Annotated in this window: 22 protein-coding genes and 1 tRNA gene; 9 read left to right on the forward strand and 14 right to left on the reverse strand. The window is 59.9% G+C overall.

What is annotated here, in order from left to right:
• Window positions 1–25: 25 nt before the first annotated feature.
• Both Q7L55_07080 and Q7L55_07085 read right to left on the reverse strand, forming a co-directional pair.
• Window positions 26–373, reverse strand: coding sequence for a hypothetical protein (locus Q7L55_07080; protein ID MDO8732319.1), 348 nt, complete (start codon window positions 371–373; stop codon window positions 26–28).
• A 30-nt stretch (window positions 374–403) separates the two neighbouring features.
• Window positions 404–1249, reverse strand: coding sequence for a MaoC/PaaZ C-terminal domain-containing protein (locus tag Q7L55_07085; GenBank protein ID MDO8732320.1), 846 nt, complete (start codon window positions 1247–1249; stop codon window positions 404–406).
• 71 nt (window positions 1250–1320) lie between these two features.
• On the opposite strand from Q7L55_07085, the gene Q7L55_07090 reads away from it, so the two are divergent.
• On the forward strand, window positions 1321–1998 hold the full coding sequence (locus tag Q7L55_07090; GenBank protein MDO8732321.1) for a uracil-DNA glycosylase: 678 nt from the start codon (window positions 1321–1323) through the stop codon (window positions 1996–1998).
• On the opposite strand, the gene Q7L55_07095 is transcribed toward Q7L55_07090, so the two are convergent.
• From Q7L55_07095 to mca, 4 genes are read right to left on the reverse strand one after another with little or no spacing between them, the layout of a single operon-like run.
• Window positions 1991–2362, reverse strand: coding sequence for a DUF3817 domain-containing protein (locus Q7L55_07095; protein ID MDO8732322.1), 372 nt, complete (start codon window positions 2360–2362; stop codon window positions 1991–1993). The genes Q7L55_07090 and Q7L55_07095 overlap by 8 nt on opposite strands.
• Before the next feature lie 10 nt (window positions 2363–2372).
• Window positions 2373–3152 (reverse strand): SURF1 family protein, encoded by a 780-nt coding sequence (locus Q7L55_07100; GenBank protein MDO8732323.1) that lies wholly within the window; start codon window positions 3150–3152, stop codon window positions 2373–2375.
• Window positions 3130–3330, reverse strand: a complete 201-nt coding sequence (locus Q7L55_07105; GenBank protein ID MDO8732324.1) for a hypothetical protein — start codon at window positions 3328–3330, stop codon at window positions 3130–3132. The genes Q7L55_07100 and Q7L55_07105 overlap by 23 nt, the downstream gene beginning before the upstream one ends.
• Window positions 3314–4198 carry a mycothiol conjugate amidase Mca gene (gene mca / locus Q7L55_07110; GenBank protein ID MDO8732325.1) on the reverse strand — a complete coding sequence of 295 codons (885 nt, stop codon included), beginning with the start codon at window positions 4196–4198 and terminating at the stop codon, window positions 3314–3316. The genes Q7L55_07105 and mca overlap by 17 nt, the downstream gene beginning before the upstream one ends.
• Window positions 4199–4267: 69 nt before the next feature.
• Between mca and Q7L55_07115 the strand changes: the two genes are divergently transcribed.
• The 3 genes from Q7L55_07115 to greA all read left to right on the forward strand — a co-directional run bounded on the left by Q7L55_07115 (window position 4268) and on the right by greA (window position 10438).
• A complete protein-coding gene (locus Q7L55_07115; GenBank protein MDO8732326.1) occupies window positions 4268–4732 on the forward strand; it encodes a DUF4307 domain-containing protein in 465 nt (154 codons plus the stop codon).
• Between the two features lie 236 nt (window positions 4733–4968).
• Window positions 4969–7569, forward strand: a complete 2601-nt coding sequence (locus Q7L55_07120) for an EAL domain-containing protein (GenBank protein ID MDO8732327.1) — start codon at window positions 4969–4971, stop codon at window positions 7567–7569.
• A 184-nt stretch (window positions 7570–7753) separates the two neighbouring features.
• A complete protein-coding gene (gene greA / locus Q7L55_07125; protein MDO8732328.1) occupies window positions 7754–10438 on the forward strand; it encodes a transcription elongation factor GreA in 2685 nt (894 codons plus the stop codon).
• Here greA and Q7L55_07130 read toward each other — a convergent pair.
• Window positions 10435–11220, reverse strand: a complete 786-nt coding sequence (locus Q7L55_07130; protein MDO8732329.1) for a DUF2786 domain-containing protein — start codon at window positions 11218–11220, stop codon at window positions 10435–10437. The genes greA and Q7L55_07130 overlap by 4 nt on opposite strands.
• On the reverse strand, window positions 11210–11716 hold the full coding sequence (locus Q7L55_07135) for a TIGR04338 family metallohydrolase (GenBank protein ID MDO8732330.1): 507 nt from the start codon (window positions 11714–11716) through the stop codon (window positions 11210–11212). Before Q7L55_07135 ends, Q7L55_07130 begins: the two co-directional genes overlap by 11 nt.
• A 24-nt stretch (window positions 11717–11740) precedes the next feature.
• Between Q7L55_07135 and Q7L55_07140 the strand changes: the two genes are divergently transcribed.
• Genes Q7L55_07140 through Q7L55_07150 form a run of 3 tightly spaced genes read left to right on the forward strand, consistent with a single transcriptional unit; the run spans window position 11741 to window position 13893 of the window.
• Window positions 11741–13027, forward strand: coding sequence for an MFS transporter (locus Q7L55_07140; protein ID MDO8732331.1), 1287 nt, complete (start codon window positions 11741–11743; stop codon window positions 13025–13027).
• A 19-nt stretch (window positions 13028–13046) separates the two neighbouring features.
• The gene (gene msrA, locus Q7L55_07145; protein ID MDO8732332.1) at window positions 13047–13583 is read left to right on the forward strand and encodes a peptide-methionine (S)-S-oxide reductase MsrA; all 537 of its coding nucleotides are present in this window, start codon (window positions 13047–13049) and stop codon (window positions 13581–13583) included.
• Window position 13584: 1 nt separating this feature from the next.
• On the forward strand, window positions 13585–13893 hold the full coding sequence (locus Q7L55_07150; protein ID MDO8732333.1) for a hypothetical protein: 309 nt from the start codon (window positions 13585–13587) through the stop codon (window positions 13891–13893).
• Here the strand turns inward: Q7L55_07150 and Q7L55_07155 are convergent.
• Window positions 13890–14744: a Bax inhibitor-1/YccA family protein gene (locus Q7L55_07155; protein MDO8732334.1), complete on the reverse strand. Its 855-nt coding sequence runs from the start codon at window positions 14742–14744 to the stop codon at window positions 13890–13892. The genes Q7L55_07150 and Q7L55_07155 overlap by 4 nt on opposite strands.
• A 111-nt stretch (window positions 14745–14855) precedes the next feature.
• Here Q7L55_07155 and Q7L55_07160 point away from each other — a divergent pair, with 111 nt between their 5' ends.
• On the forward strand, window positions 14856–15248 hold the full coding sequence (locus Q7L55_07160; protein ID MDO8732335.1) for a RidA family protein: 393 nt from the start codon (window positions 14856–14858) through the stop codon (window positions 15246–15248).
• Window positions 15249–15268: 20 nt separating this feature from the next.
• On the opposite strand, the gene Q7L55_07165 is transcribed toward Q7L55_07160, so the two are convergent.
• The 5 genes from Q7L55_07165 to eno form a co-directional block, all read right to left on the reverse strand.
• Window positions 15269–15342, reverse strand: a tRNA-Leu gene (locus tag Q7L55_07165).
• Window positions 15343–15382: 40 nt separating this feature from the next.
• Window positions 15383–16402, reverse strand: a complete 1020-nt coding sequence (locus tag Q7L55_07170; protein MDO8732336.1) for a LacI family DNA-binding transcriptional regulator — start codon at window positions 16400–16402, stop codon at window positions 15383–15385.
• A 53-nt stretch (window positions 16403–16455) separates the two neighbouring features.
• Entirely contained in the window at window positions 16456–17868 is a 1413-nt protein-coding gene (locus Q7L55_07175) for a DUF501 domain-containing protein (protein ID MDO8732337.1), read from the reverse strand.
• Window positions 17858–18304, reverse strand: coding sequence for a septum formation initiator family protein (locus Q7L55_07180; protein MDO8732338.1), 447 nt, complete (start codon window positions 18302–18304; stop codon window positions 17858–17860). The genes Q7L55_07175 and Q7L55_07180 overlap by 11 nt, the downstream gene beginning before the upstream one ends.
• A 31-nt stretch (window positions 18305–18335) precedes the next feature.
• A complete protein-coding gene (gene eno / locus Q7L55_07185) occupies window positions 18336–19613 on the reverse strand; it encodes a phosphopyruvate hydratase (protein ID MDO8732339.1) in 1278 nt (425 codons plus the stop codon).
• A gap of 200 nt (window positions 19614–19813) precedes the next feature.
• Between eno and Q7L55_07190 the strand changes: the two genes are divergently transcribed.
• Window positions 19814–20911 (forward strand): metallophosphoesterase, encoded by a 1098-nt coding sequence (locus Q7L55_07190; GenBank protein MDO8732340.1) that lies wholly within the window; start codon window positions 19814–19816, stop codon window positions 20909–20911.

Raw genomic sequence — 20911 nt, forward strand, 5'->3', positions numbered from 1 at the left:
TTCTTTGCGGTGACTTCTCCAATGTCTAGGTGCGCGGCCTTCGCCAGCCGATTACTGCGGCCGCAATACCGGTCAGAGCAGCAACGAGCGGCAACAGAATTTGGATGATGAAGTACGGCCCACCCCGCAGATCAGGTCCTTGGGTTGTGATGTACGCCAAGGCGAAGAGTGCGCCAGCCAGAGCAAGGAACTCCCACCGCCGAGGCGCGCCCGCCGCAATGGCAAACAGGAATACTGAGACCGAGCCAATCCCTGCCGCTCCCAGACCACCGATGCGACCAGCGTCGGTGAAGGGCAAGATCACCTGACCAATGAGCACTACAACAGCCATCGACAGCATGGCTGCCTGAAGCAGGAGTTTGGTTTGGCTCAACTGTTCCTCCTCGAAGATGTGGTCATCATGCTAGATGGTGAGTTCGGCGCGACCGTGCTTAACAACGGTCGTGCCGTTGGATGCCGCCTCGAAAGCAACCAACTGCTTGCCCGCTGCCGAAACCCCAGCGTCGAACAGATCGACCTTCAGCTGCTGCCGTGGAAACACTGGCGAGGAGAAGCGGCCGGCAAGGCGAGTGAGGCGCGCTGGGTCACCCTCGCCGACAAGTTTCAGCACCGCACCACTGCACATCGCAAAGGTGCACAAGCCTTGAACGATCTTGCTCGGGAATCCTTCGGCCTGTGCAGCCTCGTCGTTGATCGCGTGATCATTGCGATCCCCTGAGGCACCGCCGTAGCGGAAGCCTTGATCAGCAGTGACATCCATGATGAAGGAATCAATCGGCTTGGCGCGAGCGGAGTCTGGGAAGAGATGCTCGGGAGGCGCTTCGCCGAATTCGCCGTCAACAGTGGCTCCGACATCCATGCCGGTCCAGTAGTGGCGCACGAGTAATTGATGATCCAGATCCAGCACATCGAGTTCGGTCGTGATCGCAACGCCAGCACCTGTTTGACGCACAGCGAAGTGGCGACCGGTGCAGAGCACCCGCGTTCCCGGGATGACTGGCGCGAAGTAGTGGACGTCGTGCATTCCGTGGACCGACGCTCGCGTACCCGTGATCGCTCCGCTCGGAACTGCACCGGACATCGTTGAACGAAATCCATTGACTACCAGAGTCGCGGTGTAGAGCGGTGAAACCACCTCTCCGGTATTGCACAGAGGATTCGGGTCGTTGGTTGCCAATGCGTAGGCGAGCACGGCATCGGCATCGACGTAGGCCTGATACTGACTGGTCAGTTTGGTCTCGGTGGTCACAGGCGCACGTTAGCCAATGACGCAATGTCACATCACGCCTCTCCAAAGAATCAAGGCCTTAGAGTCGCGCTATGCCGCTGCCACTTGAGGAGTTGGTGCATCCAAGTTGGGTGCCAGCGCTCAAGGACGAGCAAGCAACGCTTACCGCACTCGGTGAATTCCTCCGTGAAGAGAGCGTTGCTGGACGTGCGTGGCTGCCCGCCGGTTCGCAGATTCTGCGGGCTTTTCAGCAGCCCCTGTATGAAGTGCGCGTTCTGATCATGGGCCAAGACCCTTACCCAACTCCTGGGCATCCTGTTGGCTTGTCGTTCAGCGTTGCTCCGGAAGTTCAACCCCTCCCGCGCAGCCTTTCCAATATCTTCAAAGAACTCTCCACAGATCTTGATCTGCCCCGACCTCGAAATGGAGATTTAAGCCCGTGGAGTGCACAAGGCGTGCTCCTGCTGAACCGGGTTCTCACTGTTCAATCAGGCTTAGCCGGCAGCCATCGTGGAAAGGGCTGGGAACGCATTACAGAAGCCGCCATTCGAGGCTTGGTGGCACGCGACCAGCCTCTGGTCGCCATCCTTTGGGGTCGCGATGCGCAGGCATTGGTGCCACTCATGCCCGATGTCCCGACAATCGCAAGTGCGCACCCAAGCCCGCTCTCAGCAGAGCGCGGATTCTTTGGTTCTCGACCTTTCAGCCGCGCCAACCATCTGCTCGAGCAAGCCAGCGGTGATCCGATCGATTGGGCGCTGCCTAGCTGACAGATGAGGGCTGTGCACGGCGTTCAAGATCCTTATGCACGAAGCGCTCCGCCACAAAGGACATGAACGGGATCGTGCCAGCTAGCAAGATCAGCACGGTACGCACGATGCTGTATCGCAGTCGGAAGGCAAGATCGACGCCAACGATCAGGTAGAGGAAATACGCCCATCCGTGTGCAATCCACAATATGCCGTATGCCGCCGGCTTCTGATTGCTTGAACCAAAGAAATCCGAGAGCGCATTGCCATCGGCCATCCACTTGATGATCAGTAGGACCATCCAGGTGAAGGCAGTTGCGAGCACGACACCAGTGATCCAAGCCATGATGCGGTAGCGCAGCGCGGCCCCGGGAATGCCCTTCATAGAACTCAGGCTAGTCAAGCGATGGTTCGGAGGGCTCAGGTGGAGGGGCCAGTTCCTCATCGTTCAACAACTGCGCGTCCAACCACAGCCAACGCAGATACACCGCCACCACGAACAGTCCAAAGACCCACCATTGGAATGCGTAGAGGAAGTTCTGGAATGGGAAGGCCACATCAGTGGATTGCTGTTCCATCGGCACCGGACTGGGAGCAGGCTGCGTGAGCGGATGCTGCGATGCAAGAACAATGAAGCCAGCCCGCGCCTGCGGTCCCCAATTCAAGCTCCGCTGTGAGATGGCCGCGACTTCTCCGGGCGTTGTTGCAGCACCTTGATAGAAGGACTCATCGGCCTGCAGAACTCCAGCAATGTGCACTTGTCCCGGATCTGGTTTCAAACCGGGCGAATCTGCGGCCGGAAGCCAGCCGCGCATTACGGCAATGAGACTGCCGTCAGCCAGTTCGAGCGGCGTTACGACCCACACGCCAGTGACACCACTCAGTCCACGGTGCAACACGATCCGCTGCTCAGCTGGTTGATAAGTGCCCACTGCTGTAACCGAACGTCCGACCGTCTCGCTGGTCATTGCTGCGCCAACGGGATTGAGCTCGTCGACTGCCACGGCTTGAGCAAGCGCTACCCGCTCAGAAGTCAGTACGTCCTGAGTTCGCTCCCACTGCCACCTGCCAAGCATGCTGAAGGCGACGATCAGCAACAGCGCCAACCCGGCTCGAACAAGAAATCGCGGGGTTAGCGCCAGGCGCAGCAAGTCACTCGGAGCCGGCGATGCCATCGACACTTGGTGGATCACTGGGAAAATGCTCGTCGACTCGCTTGAGTTGACGCTTCATCGATCTAAAGAGAAAGAACAGTGCGACCCCGAGGAGCACGACAAAGATCATCGCGATAGGTCCGGCCTTGTCGATGACAGACTTCATGGCATCGTCTGGAACGTCAGCTAGCAGATACATCGGTCCTCAATCCGGCGAAGAGATCAGTTTCAGGCAGTTCAGTTGGCACGAGTGACTTTGCGAGTTGAAACTCCTCTGTCGGCCAGATGCGGGCCTGAACATCAATGGGCACAGCAAACCATTGACTAGACGGGTCAACCTGCGTGCGATGCGCGAGCAAGGCAGCGTCGCGTTGAGGGAAGAACGCAGCGACATTGACACTCGTCGTGACGCGATGTGACTCGTCTGGTCGCGATTCCATGCGTTCGATCCAAGCGGTGTACTGCGATTCGACTCCGGCTTCAATCATCGCCTCGTGCATCGCGTACACACGCCCGCGCGCAAATTGCATGTTGTAGTAGAGCTTGGAAATCGTCCATGGCTCAAGATCGCAGTCATAGGACGGATCCGCTGCCGCGTCAATTGCAGCCAAGCTCAGCGAGTGCACACGCAGATGATCCGGGTGCGGATAGCCGCCATTCTCGTCATAGGTCGTGACCACTTGTGGGCGAAATTGGCGGAGCAGGCGCACCATTGGCACGAGCTCAACCTCGATAGGCAGATCGGCAAAACAACCTTCGGGTAGCGGCAGAGGCGGCTTGACTTCAGGGTCGGGATATCCCGAATCCTCATAGCCCAGCCAAGCGTGACGAATTCCCAGGATCTCCACTGCATTAGCCATCTCGCGACGGCGCACCTCGGCAATGCCGTGCTCTTTGACCTCATCTTCTGCTGCGCTGTGGAGGACATCGCCACGCTCTCCACCCGTGCAAGTCACGACCATCACGCCGATTCCCTCCGCGACATATTTGGCCATGGTCGCCGCACCCTTGCTGGCTTCATCGTCAGGATGCGCGTGAATTGCCATCAGGCGAAGCGGGGATGTCACCGGGCTAGTCTCGCAAGTCAGGTACCGGGCGCTGCGCGCGGCCACCCCACTGGCGAGAATGGGGGCATCATGACCAGCCCCTTCCGCAAGGAACAACTCTCACCCGAGATGGTCGAGCGATACGGGCTCGATCACAAGTCGCTCACCGGCAGGATCGTGACCTACACCGTGGCCATTGCATTCGCGGTGACACTGGGATTCGTCGCCTATGAGATCTCTCGACCTCAAGTGGATTTCAGCCTGCTGACCTGGAAAGTGCTCGCCGCGGACCACGTTGACATGACCTTCCGGGTAGATGCTGTCAACGACGAGCCCATCGTTTGCACCCTGCGCGCCCAGGACGAATCACGAGCGGACGTGGGCTACGCGAAAGTCCAGGTGAAGCCCACAGACGGTTCCGCGACAGTGACGTACCCCCTGCGCACGGCGATTGCGGCATTCACAGTTGAAGTGCTCGGCTGCGGAGACCAAGCGGTGCAGGCTCCCCAATTTCCGCAAGGAGTCGTGCCCCCAAGCCAACCCTGGCACTCCTAGGGCGTGTCTGGTGGTTCATGGCCTGAACAGGATGATGGCGGACAGGACCAGTCCGGCTCGGTAGTTGCGGGCGTGCTTGTCGGAATGGGTGGCGATGCAAAGTAGGGCAACGAGCGCATTGCAGAGCAAAAGACTGCTGCGCGCTCTAGATTGCACGTGTAGTTGGTGCTCTTCACGGCACCTGCTCCGGGCAGTGACAATCGCCACTGCGCCAGCCATGGTTGGAGGGGACTGCCTTGACACTGGAAGCCCAGTCCGCTGCCGCTGCGCAAGTGCGGCAAGGGTTCGACTTTGCGGCACCCGAAGCAAGCGTGCTACGTCACTATCGCACGGCGACAGAAATTCTTGGCTGGATCACGCTGATCGCGGGTCTCTTGGTCCTGCTCCTGGGCTACCGAGCGGGCCTTGAGAGCGGTCGCACTTTCTTCCTGGGCGCCGTCAAAATGAAGGCGAATGTCGCGCTGGCATTCATATGCATTGGGGCTGCGCTGGTCCTGTATGTACGTGGATGGCTCAGGCCTGTGACACTTATTGCCGCAAGTGCGCCCATTGTCATTGGCGTGGTTACTTTGGCTGAATACGCCGCCAATGCGAAGTCGACGTGGTTTGACGAAAGCCTGTTTGCTGACTCCCCAGATGTGTTCACGTCCAGTCCCGGCCGGCCGGCACTTGTGGCTGCAACGTGTTTCGTCCTGCTGGGAGTGGCACTGGTCTTGTTGATCCTGCGGCGTGCTCCAGGCTTGCGGCAGGGTCTCGCTGTCGCCGCCATACTCATTGCCTCTGTTGTCTTCTTGTCCTACATCCTTGGCAACACGGATTTGGCAACATGGGGAGGCCGGTTCTCCCCCATGGCCCTGAATACAGCGATCCTGACGATGGGGTCCGCATCTGCGGTGATCATGGCGGAGCCAACCCAGGGTTGGGGCCGCATCATCGCCTCCCCCATGCTCGGCGGTCAGTTGTTCCGCAGGTTCTTCGGCCCCATCGTGATCCTGATCTTTGTAGTCTCGATCACGTCGGATTACCTGCAACACCATGCGTTTGGCGGGGCGTCTGCGCTCGGGATTGCCCTGTCGCAACTGGGTTACCTCGCCATGGCCACCGCGAGCATCGGCCTGCTCTATTGGGCAAGCCTGGCCCAGGATCGAACTGACACACAACGCCAGGCGAACAGCGCCGAACTTCTGCGAAGTGAGCGCCGCTACCGGATGCTGGCCGAGAATGCCACGGACATTGTGTGGCAATTGGATGTCGATGGCGTGCTGCTGTGGATATCACCCTCCATCGCGCGAGTCCTGGGATGGGACCCGCATGAACTGCTGGGTCGCAATGTGCGTGAGCTCACCCACCCCGACGATCAGGATGCGATGGCTGCCTGGAAGGCCGCAGTGCTGGCAGGAGTCACCATGCCTGATCTGGAGTCCCGATACTTGGCAGATGACCGCAGTTACCGCTGGATGTCAGTGCGTGGACAGCCCCTCGCCAGTTCTGAAGGTGCGCCAGTCGCCAACTTGATTGCCAGCATGCGTGACATCGGTGAAGAAGTACGTGCACGCACGGCACTGGCGGACGCCCTTGCTCACGACCCACTGACGGGCCTGGCCACCCTGCAAGTGTTCCAGGCCCGTGTGGAGCGGCTATTGGCGCAAAACGCTGCGGAGACTCCGACGCAAACTCTCGCGGTCCTCTGTGTAGGAATCGACGCATTGGCGTCAGTCAACGCGGCGCTCACGCATGCCGCTGGTGACCGCGTCATCATGGAGGTCGCCACGAGGCTGGCCGAAGTCATCGACGATCCCGATAAACTCGCACGCGGTTCCGGAGACGAATTCTTGATTGTCCTGCCCAACCTGGCCAGTGGCGCCGACGCCAGCGTTACGGCTGAGCGCCTCCGCAAGGCAGCCCATAGAACGGTCACCATTGGCGGCATTCACATCGAGCCGACGGTCAGTATCGGCGTCGCCTCCGGTGCAGCCGATACTGACGCGGACAATCTCCTGCGCGATGCTGGTCTTGCACTGCGCCAGGCCAAGGACCTCGGGCGGGACCGATGTGCATTCCTCAACGCACACCTCGCGATGGAGGCGCAACTGCGAATCGTTGTCGAGGAAGGGATCCGCAAAGGACTCCAAGCGCGGGAATTTGTCCCCTGGCTCCAGCCAGTCGTACAACTTGAGGATGGCGCAACTGTTGGCTTTGAAGCGTTGGTGCGCTGGATCCGAGCAGATGGAACCATTGTGCCCCCTGACGGATTCCTGCCCACAGCGGAAAAGAGTGCCCTCATCATCGATCTGGATCTGGCCGTATTGACGCAAGGCGTCGAACTCCTGACTCACCTTCCTGCACCGCTGTTCATTTCCGTCAATGTCTCGGCTCGAACCCTGAACACGATCGACTACGCGCAAGCGGTCATGGATGCCCTAGGACAATTCCGTGTAGACCCGCGACGCCTGCGCATTGAGTTCACCGAGACTGCCCTGCTCACCGACGCCCCCCAAGCCCTAGAGAGCATGCGCACCTTGGCCGAGGCAGGGATCGGCTGGTACGTCGACGACTTCGGTACCGGATTCTCTTCCATTGCACACATCAGAGATCTACCTGTATCAGGGTTGAAGCTGGATGTGTCGTTCAGTGTCGGGATCGGTGCGCATGACACGAAATCTGAAAGACTCGCAGCAGCCCTTTCGGGGCTAGCCACCGGACTTCAGCTCGACACGATCGCCGAGGGAGTAGAGACCACGGAAGTAGCGACAGTCCTGAAGGAACTCGGCTGGAAATATGCCCAAGGGTGGCTCTACGGAAAGGCACAGCCCGCAGCCCACTACCTCTCACAATGATGATGCTCGCAGGGTTCACTTGCAATTTCCGCAACCACCCGGCTACCCTCCCTCCTGGCATGCGTTTCCTACTCGAAGTGGGATCGTCGTCAGCGCGGTGCTTTCTGAACGATCGCGAACCCACAACGCGCCTCTTGTCGCGAAGCCGAACGATGGACATCGGGACACTTGAGGTGGAGGCACGATGACAGGCCACCAGTATTCACGTGACGAGTCCACCGTCCATGACGATCCGGGCTATGCGCGCAGTCTCATCGAGGCCAGTTTGGATCCGCTGGTCACGATTGGGGTTGACGGCAAGATCATGGATGTCAATGCCGCCACGATCAAGGTCACGGGGCAGCCTCGCGAGACGCTGATCGGCAGTGACTTCAGTGACTATTTCACCGACCCAGAAATGGCTAAAGCCGGCTACATGCAGGTCTTTGACCAAGGTCAGGTCACCGACTACCCGCTGACCCTCAGGCATGTCTCGGGCACCCTCACCGAAGTGCGCTACAACGCTGCGGTCTACCTAGACACAGACGGCAAGGTCGCCGGCGTGTTCGCTGCGGCCCGCGACGTCACCGTAGAGCGGCACACCCAAGCGTTATTGCTGGAAGCTCAGCGCATAGCCCACTTGGGCAGTTGGCAATTGGAGGTCGGCAGTGGTCGCGTTACCTGGACCGTGGAGCTGTATTACATGCTCGGATTGGATCCCGGCCAACCAGCACCGAACTACGCCGAGCACAGCAAACTCTTTACTCCCGACAGCTGGACAAAGTTGAGCACTACGCTCGCGTATACGCAGGAGACCGGTGAACCATACGAGTTGGAACTTGAGATGGTGAAGCCGGACGGCACACGCGGCTGGATGCTCGCGCGCGGTGAAGCAGTCCGCGATCCCAGCGGGGCCATCGTCTCATTGCAAGGAGTAGCCCAGGACATCACTGAGCGCAAGCGTGACGAGGCAACGCTGCGCGTTATGGCGACGCACGACGCGCTAACCGGGCTGCCCAATCGGCTAGAACTCCTGAACGAGGTCAAGCGAGCACTGCACGTAAGCCGTCGAGAGAAGACGTTGACGGCCGTACTCATGCTCGACCTGGATCGGTTCAAGAACATCAATGACACACTCGGCCACAGTGCCGGCGACGAGCTTCTGCAATCCGCCGCACAACGCATCACGAACAGCGTCCGAGGCGGAGACCTCGTCGCCCGACCCGGCGGCGATGAGTTCGTGATCGTCTTGCGAGACCTCGAAGATCGCCAGGCCGCGCACACCATCGCTTGGCGCATCCTGGACGCACTCCGAGTGCCCTTCGAGTATCACGACACCGAGCTCGTGACTACTGCCAGCATTGGCATCGCCTTCGCGAGCGACACCAGCGTGGCCGACGATCTGGTGCGCGAGGCCGACACGGCCATGTACGCCGCCAAGGAGAGTGGCCGTGATCGAACCGCGGAGTTCAGCGAGGACATGCGATCGCTCGTCAGGAACCGCTTGCTCGCCGAGGTCGATCTGCGGCATGCCTTGGAAAGGGGCGAATTCGAGATCTGGTACCAGCCCGAGGTCGATCTGCAGACGGGGGTAGTGCTCGCCGTCGAAGCGCTCCTGCGCTGGCATCACCCCGATGGTGCAGTCCGCACTGCGTCTGACTTCATCCATGTCGCTGAGGAGACTGGACTCATCCTCAGCATTGGCGATTGGGTGATCCAGTCCGCCTTTGCGCAAGCCGCCACCTGGGCCCGGGAACGCCCGGATCAGCAACTGACCACGCGCATCAATCTGTCAGCACTGCAACTTGCGGAGTCGACCTTGCTGGCTGTGCTCGATGGACTGTTGGCCTCGGAGCGACCAGACCCCACTGACCTGTGCTTCGAGATAACTGAGTCCTCACTGCGGGCGGGCTCATCGACAGTGCGCAAGAACATGGCTGGAATCTATGATCGCGGCTTCCGCATCTCTATCGACGACTTCGGCACTGCGTACGCACCACTTGCGTACCTAAGGGACAACCACATCGATGTCCTCAAGATCAGCCCCAGCTTCATTGGGTCGATGACTGTTGATGCCCACGACAAACTGCTTGTTGCCAGCGTCTTGGCCATCGGCCTGACGCTGGGAATCGAAGTGGTAGCCGAGGGTGTCGAGCGGGACGATCAGGCAGCGCTGCTGCGAAGCATGGGCTGCCGGAGCGGACAAGGATTCCTGTACTCGCGAGCTGTGCCAGCCAGCGAGATCGCCCTGCTCTTGGACAGCGCCTTCGCCGTCCCCCCCCCCCCCCCCCGTGAGAGCGGGGGTGCTCCGCCGACCGCATGCAGGAACGGCCAGGCACGACCTAGGCACGACCTAGGCACTACTGGCCCAGCGCCCAAAGCACTAACCTTGACCGCTATGACTGACGACTCTGTGACCTGGCTGACCCAAGAGGCACATGACCGCTTAGCGGGCGAGTTGGCGGAGCGCACCGGCCCCACCCGCGTTTTGATCACCAAGCGCATCGAACTTGCACGCGAGGAAGGCGACCTCAAGGAGAACGGCGGCTACCACGCAGCTCGCGAGGAGCAGGGCAAGAACGAGGCACGCGTTCGTCAGCTCAAGCAACTGCTCGAGCACGCCAAGATCGGTGTTCCGGAGTCCGAAGCTGACGAGGTTGCCCCCGGCAAGGTTGTCACGATCGTGTTCACCGCCGCCGGCGACGAAGAGACCTTCCTGCTTGGATCCCGCGAAGAATCTGCCCACGCCTCGATCGATGTGTACTCGCCAACGTCACCGCTTGGCGCCTCGTTGGTCGGCAAGCGGGTTGGCGATTCAGCTTCGTACACCCTTGCCAATGGCAAGGAGATCACCGTCGAAATCCGCAAGGTCGAGGCCTACATTCACTAACGCGGAAGCATCGACCTCTCGCCGAGTTCTGCTTGCTGGGACAAGCGCGCTGAATCAGCGGCACGACGACCTGCCTTCGTCGCCGTTCCAAGATCGCCCCGCATCTGTCCCGAATAGCCCTGCCAACTTCCCCGCGCCGAACTAGTCTGCTGATGAAAGGCCGTGATCTCGGATTCTTTATCGCGCAGGACCAACGTGGTTCCCGAGGATTCGACCCGCGCCGCAGTGAATACCTCTTTGCGTACCTGCTGCAGGCGTTCTGCGATGCGTTCGATGTATGCCCGATAGAACGCCACGCGCACGGTATGCGCGGTGTGCTCGCGAACTTTGCGCACCGATCGCCCTCGCACTCGCGTCACCGATACGTACGTGTCACCGTGCCAGCTACCCAGTGAAACCCACCGATGCCCAGAGTTGATCATCTGCACAGCCAGTGAAGCGAACAGTGCTTCAACAACATCAAGATCAGTCGGCATGCCATAGGCGATAACGAAGGTCGAGTTCGAAGCGATGTCGACTTTGATGTCGTTGGCGTGCGCCGTCGCGATGAACATCGAGATCAGATGCTGATTGGCCCGCTTTCCCTTTTCGCCAATGGTGATCGTGCGCGTTTCTGGTCGCGTTCGTTCTTGGCGCTTGCCCAGGTGCGCCTGAGCAACTGCGAGGCTGATGCTGGCCGCCGTGGCCAAAGCTTGAGCCTTCATCAGATATGCCTCGGCCTCATGCTCATTGTCAGTGCGCTCAGCCTTGGCGAGCAGTGCACTGATGCGCTCAATAGACATGAGCAACTGCCAATCCAGCGCCGTCGTAGCCGGCGCGCAGCAATAGTGCGGCCTGCGGCCCAAAGGCGATCTCGGCCATTCGCGTCATCGCTAGGCGAAACTGCGCGTCATGCGGTGCCAGCTGCGAATGCCAAGACAGGTGGTGCGCGACCTCATGGGCCAAAACAGTTTCCCGACAAGCCCAGTCAGATTGCAGCGGAATCGCGATCACGCCGGTGGATTCGTAGTGCGCCCTCGCCTGGCCCTTGCGTGCTCGCACCGCGAGGTCGCCAAGCCCCGGATACCAAGCACGGCAAAGATCGCTGGCCAGCCAGGCTTCCGCCGTCAGCTGAAGGGCATTGAGATCCCCAAGAATTCGTTGGCTGGGCAGCGTGAAACTGGATCCAAAGAAGTTCACTGAGCCGCCTCGATCCAAGGCATGCGCCCAAGCATCTTCGACTGAATAGACGCGCTGCCGGTCGCTGTCGATCACCGTCGAAAGCCCTCTCAGCGTCACTCGTCGAGGATAGAGTCACCGACGATGAGTTCCTGGCGCCCGCACCACGCGTTGCAGCGCTCCCCCTGGCTGCGCGACCTCCCAACAGAGGTGGTCGTGCTCTCAGCCATCGCCTTCTTTGTGGCAATCGGCTTCGGGATCCTGGCACCAGCCATCCCAGTCTTTGCCCGATCTTTCGGGGTCAATGCCCTTGAGGCCAGTGCCGTCATCTCAGTCATGGCGCTGGCGCGTTTCACAATGTCGCCGTTCTCAGGGATCTTGGCGAACAAATTCGGCGAGCGCATTATCTTGTCGAGCGGCTTGATCATGGTGTCGGCGACGAGCCTGATGGCCGGAATGAGCGCGAGCTACTGGCAATTACTGCTCTGGCGCGGCGTCTCGGGCATCGGCTCATCGATGTTCACAGTCTCCGCACTCTCACTTCTACTGCGCGTGGCCCAGCCCGATCAGCGCGGTCGTGCAGCCAGCGCATTCCAAGGCGGTTTCCTGCTCGGCGGAGTCGCGGGCCCCGCCGTCGGCGGACTCGTCGTAGCGATTTCGATCCGCGCACCGTTCTTCATTTACGCCGGAAGCCTCGCGTTTGCTTCCGTAGTGAGCATGGTGTTCCTCACGAAGGCAAAGCTGCTTCAGCTTGAAGAAGAGGTCTCTGGCGGCGAGGCCGAGGTAAAGGAATCCCTGCGTGATGCTCTCGGTGACGGCGCATACCGGGCGGCGTTGATGGTCAGCCTCGTCGGTGGCTTCGTCTCATTCGGGCTGCGCATCTCCATCGTTCCTTTGTTCATCACCGAAGCACTAGATCGAGGCGCATCAATGGCAGGCTTCGGCTTCCTGCTCGCTGCGGTGGTGCAAGCAATCCTGTTGATGCCTGCGGGACGAATGGCCGACACTGTCGGCCGCCGAAAGGCGATGCGGATCGGCACCGTCACCTTGTTCATCGGCATGGTGATCCTGACCGCGGCCGACATCCTCGCAAATGGATTCGGCACGAGCAGTCTGATCGGCCCTGCGCTGTTCTTCCTGTCGATGGCAGTGCAAGGAGTCAGCGCGGCCTTCCTTGGTTCAGCACCCGCTGCAGTGGTCGGTGACATCGTCGGCGGCAGGCGTGGCGGCATCGTCGTTGCCACCTTCCAGATGACCTCAGACCTCGGCATGATCCTCGGTCCGCTGGCAGCTGGATTCCTCGTCGACAGCCTCGACTACGACTGGGCCTTCGGTGTGGGCGCTGCACTCTCGCTCGTTGCCGTCGTCGTCATCTGGCTGATGCCCGAGACCCTCGGTCGCGTTCGCACAGCAGCATCAGTCAACGCCTAGCCAGGCATAGGCTTGGATTATGACGATTCCAGCAGTGGACACCGCTCAGATATATCTCGCCATGGGTTGCTTCTGGGGAGCCGAAGAGATCTTCTGGCTTCAGGACGGCGTCGTGGACACCAGCGTCGGCTATATGGGTGGCGATCGAGTCAGCCCGAGTTACCAAGATGTCTGCACTGGTCGCACCGGTCATACCGAGACTGTCTGCGTGACACACGACCTCAGCAAAGTGAGCACTCTGGAAATTCTGCAGCAGTTCTGGGAGCGCCATGACCCAACTCAGGGAATGCGCCAAGGCAATGACGTCGGATCGCAATATAGAAGCGCGATCTTCACCACTACAGACGAGCAACTTGAACTTGCCAAGCGCACCCGCAACATCTACAACGCCGAACTTCTCACGCGCGGCTATGGCGAGATCACCACTGAGATCGCGCCGGCCTCTGACTTCACTTACTACCTCGCCGAGCCGTACCACCAGCGCTACCTCGAGGTGAATCCCAACGGTTACCGCTGTCACTCAATGACCGGTGTGCCACTTCCTGCGCTGGTCTAGCGTGGAAACCGCATCAATCGCTGATTCGTACGACACCGAATTGCGCAGGGTTGTTGATCGACTCAGATCAATGCCGATCAGCCGACTCGAAACTGCTGAAAGCATCGTCACGCAACTCGCAAAGCACTTGCTCGACTCTTCACGCGCACTCGGCAGCCCAGCTCCGGCAACTCTCCCAGAACTCAGCCCGTGGGCTTACGGAGACATGATCATGGTGCTGGGAACAGATCTGCGCGAACTCGCGGGTCAACCGGAAGCACTTGCCGATGGACTAGCAGCGCTCACCGCGGCACGGCAGCAACTGCCTTAGTCGCGACCGCCGGCGAAGATTGCCAGGAAGCGCAGGATCTCCAGGTACAGCCAGATCAAAGTGACCAGCAGACCAAAGGCCATTCGCCAGGATTCTCGCTCGGGAACTCCGTTGACGATGCCCTGCTTGATCGCATCAAAGTCGAGCACCAAGGTCAGCGAAGCCAGTGCGACACCCACCAAGCAGAGCAGCAGGCCCCAGCCGCTGACTCCGTAGAAGCCCCAGCCCCCGCCCACCCCGAAGAGCGCACTGATGAGTGACGCAAGGCCGATGAATGCGTAGCTGACAAGGGAGATCATCATCATGCGCTTGAACTTGCCGGTGACCTTGATGATGCCCGTGCCGTAGAGCAAGAGCATCACCGCGAAGGCTGTCATAGTGCCCAAAACTGCTTGCTGCACAAGGCCTTGATAGTTGACTGACTCTGCGTAGGAGTTGTACCAAGTGCTGATGCCGCCAAGGAAGATGCCTTGCACACCCGCGTAGAGAATCACCAGAATCGGCGAGACCTCGCGCTTGAGCGCGTTTGCGAAACCCAGGCCCAACCCAAGGATCAATGCGATCCACATGAGGTATGGAGCTGCCTCGTAGGTATTCCAACCCACGACGGCCATCAGGACGGTGAGCGCGAAGATCCCGGTGGACTTGATGATGACGTCATTCAGCGTCAGACGCAGGCCACCACCTGCGGTAATGACATCGAAGGACTGATCTGTTGTTGCTCCTCCACCACCAGCAGCATGGTTCAGAGCTGAACGACCTTCCTCATACGCAAAGCCAGGCTGGTCTGCCTTTTCGTATCGCGAAAGGACAGGGTTGTTCGACTCATTGAACCTGCTGTTGGTGGCCATGCCTAGACGGTATGTCGGCAATTTCCGCTTTGCAAATACTGCGAGGTCGCAGTTGCATGTCAATCGTTCGCATCGACAGCGCCAATCAGGTTGAGGCGAGAGGATTTCGACATGAGCGCACAACCCACACCAGTTGATCCGCCCCAGATGCAGCAGAGTCCCGCCTTCGCGCAGGGCATGATCGCGCCCGCCGGACCGACTCTCTACATAGGCGGCCAGAACGGTGTCGACGAAAGCGGGACCTTGCTCGAGGGCCTAGGAGCGCAGACCGAGCAAGCCCTGCGCAATGTCCTTGCCGTGCTGGAAGCCGCCGGCACGGACGCAGAGCACGTCGTCAAGATGACGATCTATCTGGCAGTTGGCATCGACCCGATGGAGGCTTTCGCTGCCAGCGCCAAGGTGTGGGGCACTCGTCGTACGGCGGTCAGCGTCCTAGCGGTGAATCCTGCTCGGCAAGGTGCGCTCGTGGAGATTGAAGCGATCGCGACCATCCCGGCAGGATAGGTTTCTTCGATTGTTTGATGTGCCCCCGATGGGATTTGAACCCATACTGTGCCGGGTTTAAGCCGGGTGTCTCTGCCAGTTGGACTACAGGGGCGTGGGGAAGAGCGTATGGGGTCGTTCAGTTGGAACGACGCTCATAAATTCGCGCCGGTGGCCAATGGCGAAGTCGATGCGCGCACCACCAGGCGCGTAGGTAAGACAATCGAATCAGCACGCCTGGGGAACTCTGAATTGAGTTCCACCAGCAAGGCTTCTGCGGCTATTCGACCCATGTCATGCACGGGTTGTTCCACTGTCGTGAGTTCAAGCAACTCTGACATGTCATGCCCGTCGACCCCGATGAGCGAGATGTCGCGTCCGGGCTGAAGTCCGTGGCTTCGCAAAGCACGCATGGCGCCGAACGCCATCTCATCGGACATGCAGAACACGGCAGTGGGGCGTTCGCGTTGAGCCAGGATCGTGGTCATGGCCTGCTCGCCACCAGTGGAAGTGAAATAGCCCAGAGCTTCCACGCTTGAATCAATTGGCAACTTCGCTTCCGCCATGGCATCGACAAAACCACGGTGTCGATCGAACTCAGCGGTGAAGCGTGCTCGGCTTGCCGAACCGGCAATCAATCCAATGCGTCGATGTCCAAGATTGATCAGGTGCTGCGTTGCCATCCGCGCCGCATAGACGTCGTCGATGATCACGCTCGGAACGTCCTCAACTGAGACACCGATCAGACTCGTCGGCAGATCAAGCTTGATGATTTCCGCCAATTGCTGGTCTTCCGGTGGCATTGCAATGACGAGCACACCATCGACTCTTCGGCGCAAGCGCGATGCTGGAGCCAAGCGGTGTTGGGCATCAGGAGCACTCACCGTCATCAGCAGGAGATCGATGCCGGCACCCTGCAGAGTGGACTCCACTCCTGAGAGCACGGTCGAGAAGAACCACCGGGCAATGTGTGGCGTGATGACGGCGACGCTTCCGGTGCGACCACTAGCCAGGCGAGAAGCACTTGGCGAAATGACGTAGTCAAGTTCAGCGGCGACACGTTCTACGCGAGCCCGAGTCTGCTCGTCAACATTGGCAAGCCCTCGAAGGGCGCGGGAGACCGTGGCAGTTGATACTCCGGCGGCCTGTGCGACATCTCGAATAGTGATGCCCATGGGCCCTCCTCTCCAACCACCTAAAGCGATTACACGCGATGGCGGAGTTGAGGTCAAGAACTCACAGATGCCAACCTGTAAACGATGCCATCGAGAATGTCATATTCAGAGACGATGACCGGTGCCGGGCTGATTCGGCGCGCGAGTTCGCGCAGGATCATCGCACCTGCACCGATGACATCAACTCTCCCAGGATGCATGAACGGAAGTTCTGCTCGCTCCTGGCTGCTCATCGCCAGTAATTGCTCCGTAATGCCCTCAATCTCGGCAGATTGCAGCACCGAGCCGTGGATGACGGCCGGGTCGTACTCGGACAAATTCATCCCCATCGCCGACACCGTGGTGACGGTGCCCGCTACTCCCACGACCGTCCTCGCATCTGTGAATCGGACTGTGCGCTCGGCTTCGTCGAAAGCCGTGCTCACGTCGGATTGAACCGCTGCAATTTGAGATGGAGTCGCCGGATCGGATTGCAGATGTCGTTCAGTCATCCGGACGCAACCAATATCCACGCTGAGCGCCGCCTGGATCTTTACTTCGTGGTCGAACTCTCCAAGCACAAACTCAGTGGACCCTCCCCCAATATCGACGACCAATATCGGCGATTCAAGTGGCGGTAACCCTCGTACAGCGCCAAGGAAGGAAAGTTCGGCTTCTTCAGTGCCGGTGATGACCTCTGGTTCGATACCGAGCCGTGCATGCACGCCAGCAATGAAATCCGCTCGATTGCTGACATCTCTGCTCGCTGACGTGGCAACAAAGCGCACGGCTCGCACCCGGTGTTGCTCAATGAGTTCGCGGTACTCGTCGCATGCGGCGAAGGTGCGAGCCAGCGCATCAGACGCGAACTCACCCGTGCGATCAACCCCCTCCCCCAGGCGAACGATGCGCATCTCTCGAACGATCTGAATCAGTGGACCATGCTCTGGCACTTCGGCGATAAGCAGCCTGATCGAGTTCGTCCCGCAGTCGATTGCCGCGACAGCTCCCCTTGCACACGGGTTTGCCTCCCACCACGTGCCGACCTCTGCCAGAACCTCGTCACCTAGGGGATTGACTCCGGGCCCGGCCGCCAAGGCGTGCGCTGCGAGCACGTGCAAGCACTTCACACGGTCCGGCATGCCGCCAGCGCTGATTCCTTCGATCTCGGCGACTTCGCCGAGTTCGGCGCGACTCGAGAGATAGTGCTCATGCGCCCGGCGATACGCCTGCGCCAACTCAGCATCGGCGTGAAGGCGCGTTTCCATCTCGCGCATCAGGCCCTGACTTTCCAAGGTGCCGATGGCCGAGGCCAAGCGCGGACACGTCAGATAGAAAGTGGTCGGAAATGGCGTGCCGTCTGGAAGTCGCGGCGAGGTGCGCACCACGTCTGGAGCACCGCAGGCACATCGATGCGCGACACCTGTAAATCCACGCGGTTCTCGGCCGAGCTGAAGGGCAATCAGGGGCAGATCTTCAGAGGCCACCCGTGGCCCCTGGCGTCACAGTTGTTGCTCCGGCTTCCGGTGCGCCGTTATCGGCCTGCTGCAAGGTTGCCCACATCTTGTCCACCCAGGTGCGATGCGCTGCTGCATCGGCAAGGGACTCCGCGGCAGGGCGACCATCAGCCCCGAGAGTGGTGTAGCCGATCTCACCGGGCAGCACGAAATGCAATCGGCGCCGAGCCTCTGCCGCGATGAACGCCGGATCGGCCCAACGCTGCTCCTGAATGGTGAGGTCGGCAACTCGTTGCTCAGCCGCATCGACCTGAGCCTGAAGGGAGGCGATATCGGCTCGCTGCGCTAGCCACGAGCGAACGGGCACAGCGAGGGTGAACACGAGGGCCCCGAGCACGAGCAGGAGCACCACCGCGCGACCTGTGACAGCGGCACGCCGCTTAGGCGCGAGGAGGGGAGCACTCACCTGACGATGGTCGCACGCACAGGTAGGCGTACTAGCGAGCGAAACGCGGGAACGCCAGTGCACCTGCGTAGCGAGCTGCGTCATCGAGCTCTTCTTCGATACGCAGCAGCTGGTTGTACTTAGCTACGCGTTCGGATCGGGCTGGCGCACCAGTCTTGATCTGGCCGCAATTCGTGGCAACAGCGAGATCAGCAATCGTCGTGTCTTCGGTCTCACCTGAACGGTGCGACATCATGCAGCGGTAGCCGTTCGTCTGAGCCAAAGCGACTGCATCCAGAGTCTCAGTGAGGGTGCCGATCTGGTTCACCTTGACCAGCAATGCGTTGGCGGTGTTCTCCTTGATTCCACGAGCAAGTCGCTCCGGGTTGGTCACGAAGAGGTCGTCGCCGACGAGCTGCACGCGAGCACCAATCGCGTCGGTGATGTGGCGGTAGCCAGCCCAGTCATCTTCAGCGAGCGGATCCTCGATGGACACCAGTGGAAAGTCGTCGAGCAGCGCTGCGTAGTACTCAGTCATCTGCTCGGCCGTGCGTGCTGCGCCTTCGAATTGGTAGGCACCGTTCTCGTAGAACTCCGTTGACGCAACGTCAAGTGCCAGAGCGATGTCGACGCCAAGCTTGAGTCCCACGGCATCGATGGCTTGTGCAATGAGTTCTAGAGCTGCGCGATTGTTCGGCAGATCAGGCGCGAAGCCGCCTTCGTCACCAAGGCCCGTTGAGAATCCAGCCTTCTTCAACACACTCTTGAGTGAGTGGTACACCTCAGTGCCCTGGCGCAGGGCTTCACTGAAGGTTGCAGCACCGATGGGAGCGATCATGAACTCCTGGATGTCGACACCCGTGTCTGCGTGCGCGCCGCCGTTGAGGATGTTCATCATCGGCACAGGGAGCAGGTAGGCGTTGGGTCCGCCGACATAGCGGAAGAGGGGGAGCCCAGCCGACAGTGCTGCAGCTTTCGCGGTGGCAAGCGATACACCGAGAATTGCGTTGGCACCTAAGCGAGATTTATTTGGCGTGCCATCAAGATCGAGCATGACCTGATCGATGATCCGCTGATCTGCGGCATCAAGACCCAGGACTGCCGGCGCAATCTCGACTTCGATTGCTTCCACGGCTTCGAGCACTCCCTTGCCGCCGTAGCGGGAGCCGCCATCACGGCGCTCCGAGGCCTCAAAGGCACCAGTTGAAGCACCCGAGGGCACCGCGGCCCGGGAGACGGTGTCGTCATCGAGAAGCATCTCGACTTCAACGGTGGGATTACCTCTTGAATCGAGGATCTCGCGGGCAATTACGGATTCGATGGAAGCCATGCGCGCAGCCTACGGGAGGCTTTCAAGCCTGCTCTTCCGGTCTGGACCAAGGCACGCCTCGACCCACTGGCCTGCGTCGATGAGTCCTACTTCGGTGACTGCAAGTCCAGAGTCAGATCTTGCACTTAGGATCCGGTGAGCCAATCTCGTCGGGATCTATCCGAACGAGTAATGCTCTATGTGCCCAGGCTGGGGGAGGAATGAAACTCCTACTCGTTTCAGATGTGCACCTTGATGCTCCCTTTGCATGGGCTGGCCCGGAACTGGCTCGATCCCGTCGCCAGGCAATCCGATCGGCCTTTCAACGCGCCTGCGATGTCGTCCAAGAGCAACAGGTCGATGCCCTACTTGTCGCTGGCGATTTGTACGAACATGACAAGTTCTCTCCCGACACTGCTGAGTTTCTTCGCAAGGCTTTCGGCGAGGTCGGTGTGCCAGTCTTTCTGGCACCCGGAAATCACGACTGGCTCGGACCCAAGAGTCTTTATCGGCAAGTCGAATGGTCATCGAACGTCCATCTGTTCGAAGAAGATCGACTCACGCCCCGGACACTGGCCGACGGACTGACCCTGTGGGGGGCCGCTCATAGGGTCCCTGCGAACACCGACGGATTCCTCGACGGATTTACTGTCGATCGCGGAGGAGTTCACCTCGCGCTATTCCACGGGTCCGAACGCGGAGACTTTGCCTGGCAGGAATCCGGCAAGACTCCCCATGCACCATTCAGCGCAGAGCAAATCCCGGCTGCGGGACTCCATCACGCATTCGTTGGTCACTTCCACACCCCCCACTTCGGGCCGTGGCACACGTATCCCGGAAATCCCGAACCACTGACATTTGGAGAGCAAGGAGAACGAGGGGCAGTTCTGATCGAAGTCGGAGCCGACGGATCAATCGCGCGTACGAGCCTGCCCCTTTCTTCGACAGAGGTTCACGACATCGAAGTGGACCTCGCGGGCTGCACAAATTCGCAAGAAATTCGCAATCGTGTGCAACAGGCCCTAACGCCACTCCATGGCCTTGTGCGAGCCACCTTGAAAGGCGAAGTCTCTCCCGAGGCTGACATACGCATCAGCGATCTGGATGGATTGGGTTCGCAACTGACAGCGTTCGTTCCACGCTTGGGCGATGTGACTTTCGCCTACGACATTGACGCATTGGAAAGTGAACTCACCGTGCGTGGCCAATTCGTTCGAGACGTACGTGACTCCGATCTTGATGACGCCATGCGTCGGAAGGTCCTGATAACTGGATTGCGGGCACTCGACGGTCGCGCCAATGAACTAGAGGTGCGTTGA

Source organism: Actinomycetota bacterium, assembly GCA_030650795.1.
GTDB lineage: Bacteria > Actinomycetota > Actinomycetes > S36-B12 > S36-B12 > UBA11398.

Coding starts and splice junctions, on each gene's coding strand:
- Q7L55_07090 (MDO8732321.1), top strand. CDS start 1,321: ATGCCGCTGCCACTTGAGGAGTTGGTGCATCCAAGTTGGGTGCCAGCG.
- Q7L55_07095 (MDO8732322.1), bottom strand. CDS start 2,362: ATGAAGGGCATTCCCGGGGCCGCGCTGCGCTACCGCATCATGGCTTGG.
- Q7L55_07100 (MDO8732323.1), bottom strand. CDS start 3,152: ATGGCATCGCCGGCTCCGAGTGACTTGCTGCGCCTGGCGCTAACCCCG.
- Q7L55_07105 (MDO8732324.1), bottom strand. CDS start 3,330: ATGTATCTGCTAGCTGACGTTCCAGACGATGCCATGAAGTCTGTCATC.
- Q7L55_07115 (MDO8732326.1), top strand. CDS start 4,268: ATGACCAGCCCCTTCCGCAAGGAACAACTCTCACCCGAGATGGTCGAG.
- greA (MDO8732328.1), top strand. CDS start 7,754: ATGACAGGCCACCAGTATTCACGTGACGAGTCCACCGTCCATGACGAT.
- Q7L55_07130 (MDO8732329.1), bottom strand. CDS start 11,220: ATGTCTATTGAGCGCATCAGTGCACTGCTCGCCAAGGCTGAGCGCACT.
- Q7L55_07140 (MDO8732331.1), top strand. CDS start 11,741: ATGAGTTCCTGGCGCCCGCACCACGCGTTGCAGCGCTCCCCCTGGCTG.
- msrA (MDO8732332.1), top strand. CDS start 13,047: ATGACGATTCCAGCAGTGGACACCGCTCAGATATATCTCGCCATGGGT.
- Q7L55_07155 (MDO8732334.1), bottom strand. CDS start 14,744: ATGGCCACCAACAGCAGGTTCAATGAGTCGAACAACCCTGTCCTTTCG.
- Q7L55_07160 (MDO8732335.1), top strand. CDS start 14,856: ATGAGCGCACAACCCACACCAGTTGATCCGCCCCAGATGCAGCAGAGT.
- Q7L55_07170 (MDO8732336.1), bottom strand. CDS start 16,402: ATGGGCATCACTATTCGAGATGTCGCACAGGCCGCCGGAGTATCAACT.
- eno (MDO8732339.1), bottom strand. CDS start 19,613: ATGGCTTCCATCGAATCCGTAATTGCCCGCGAGATCCTCGATTCAAGA.
- Q7L55_07190 (MDO8732340.1), top strand. CDS start 19,814: ATGAAACTCCTACTCGTTTCAGATGTGCACCTTGATGCTCCCTTTGCA.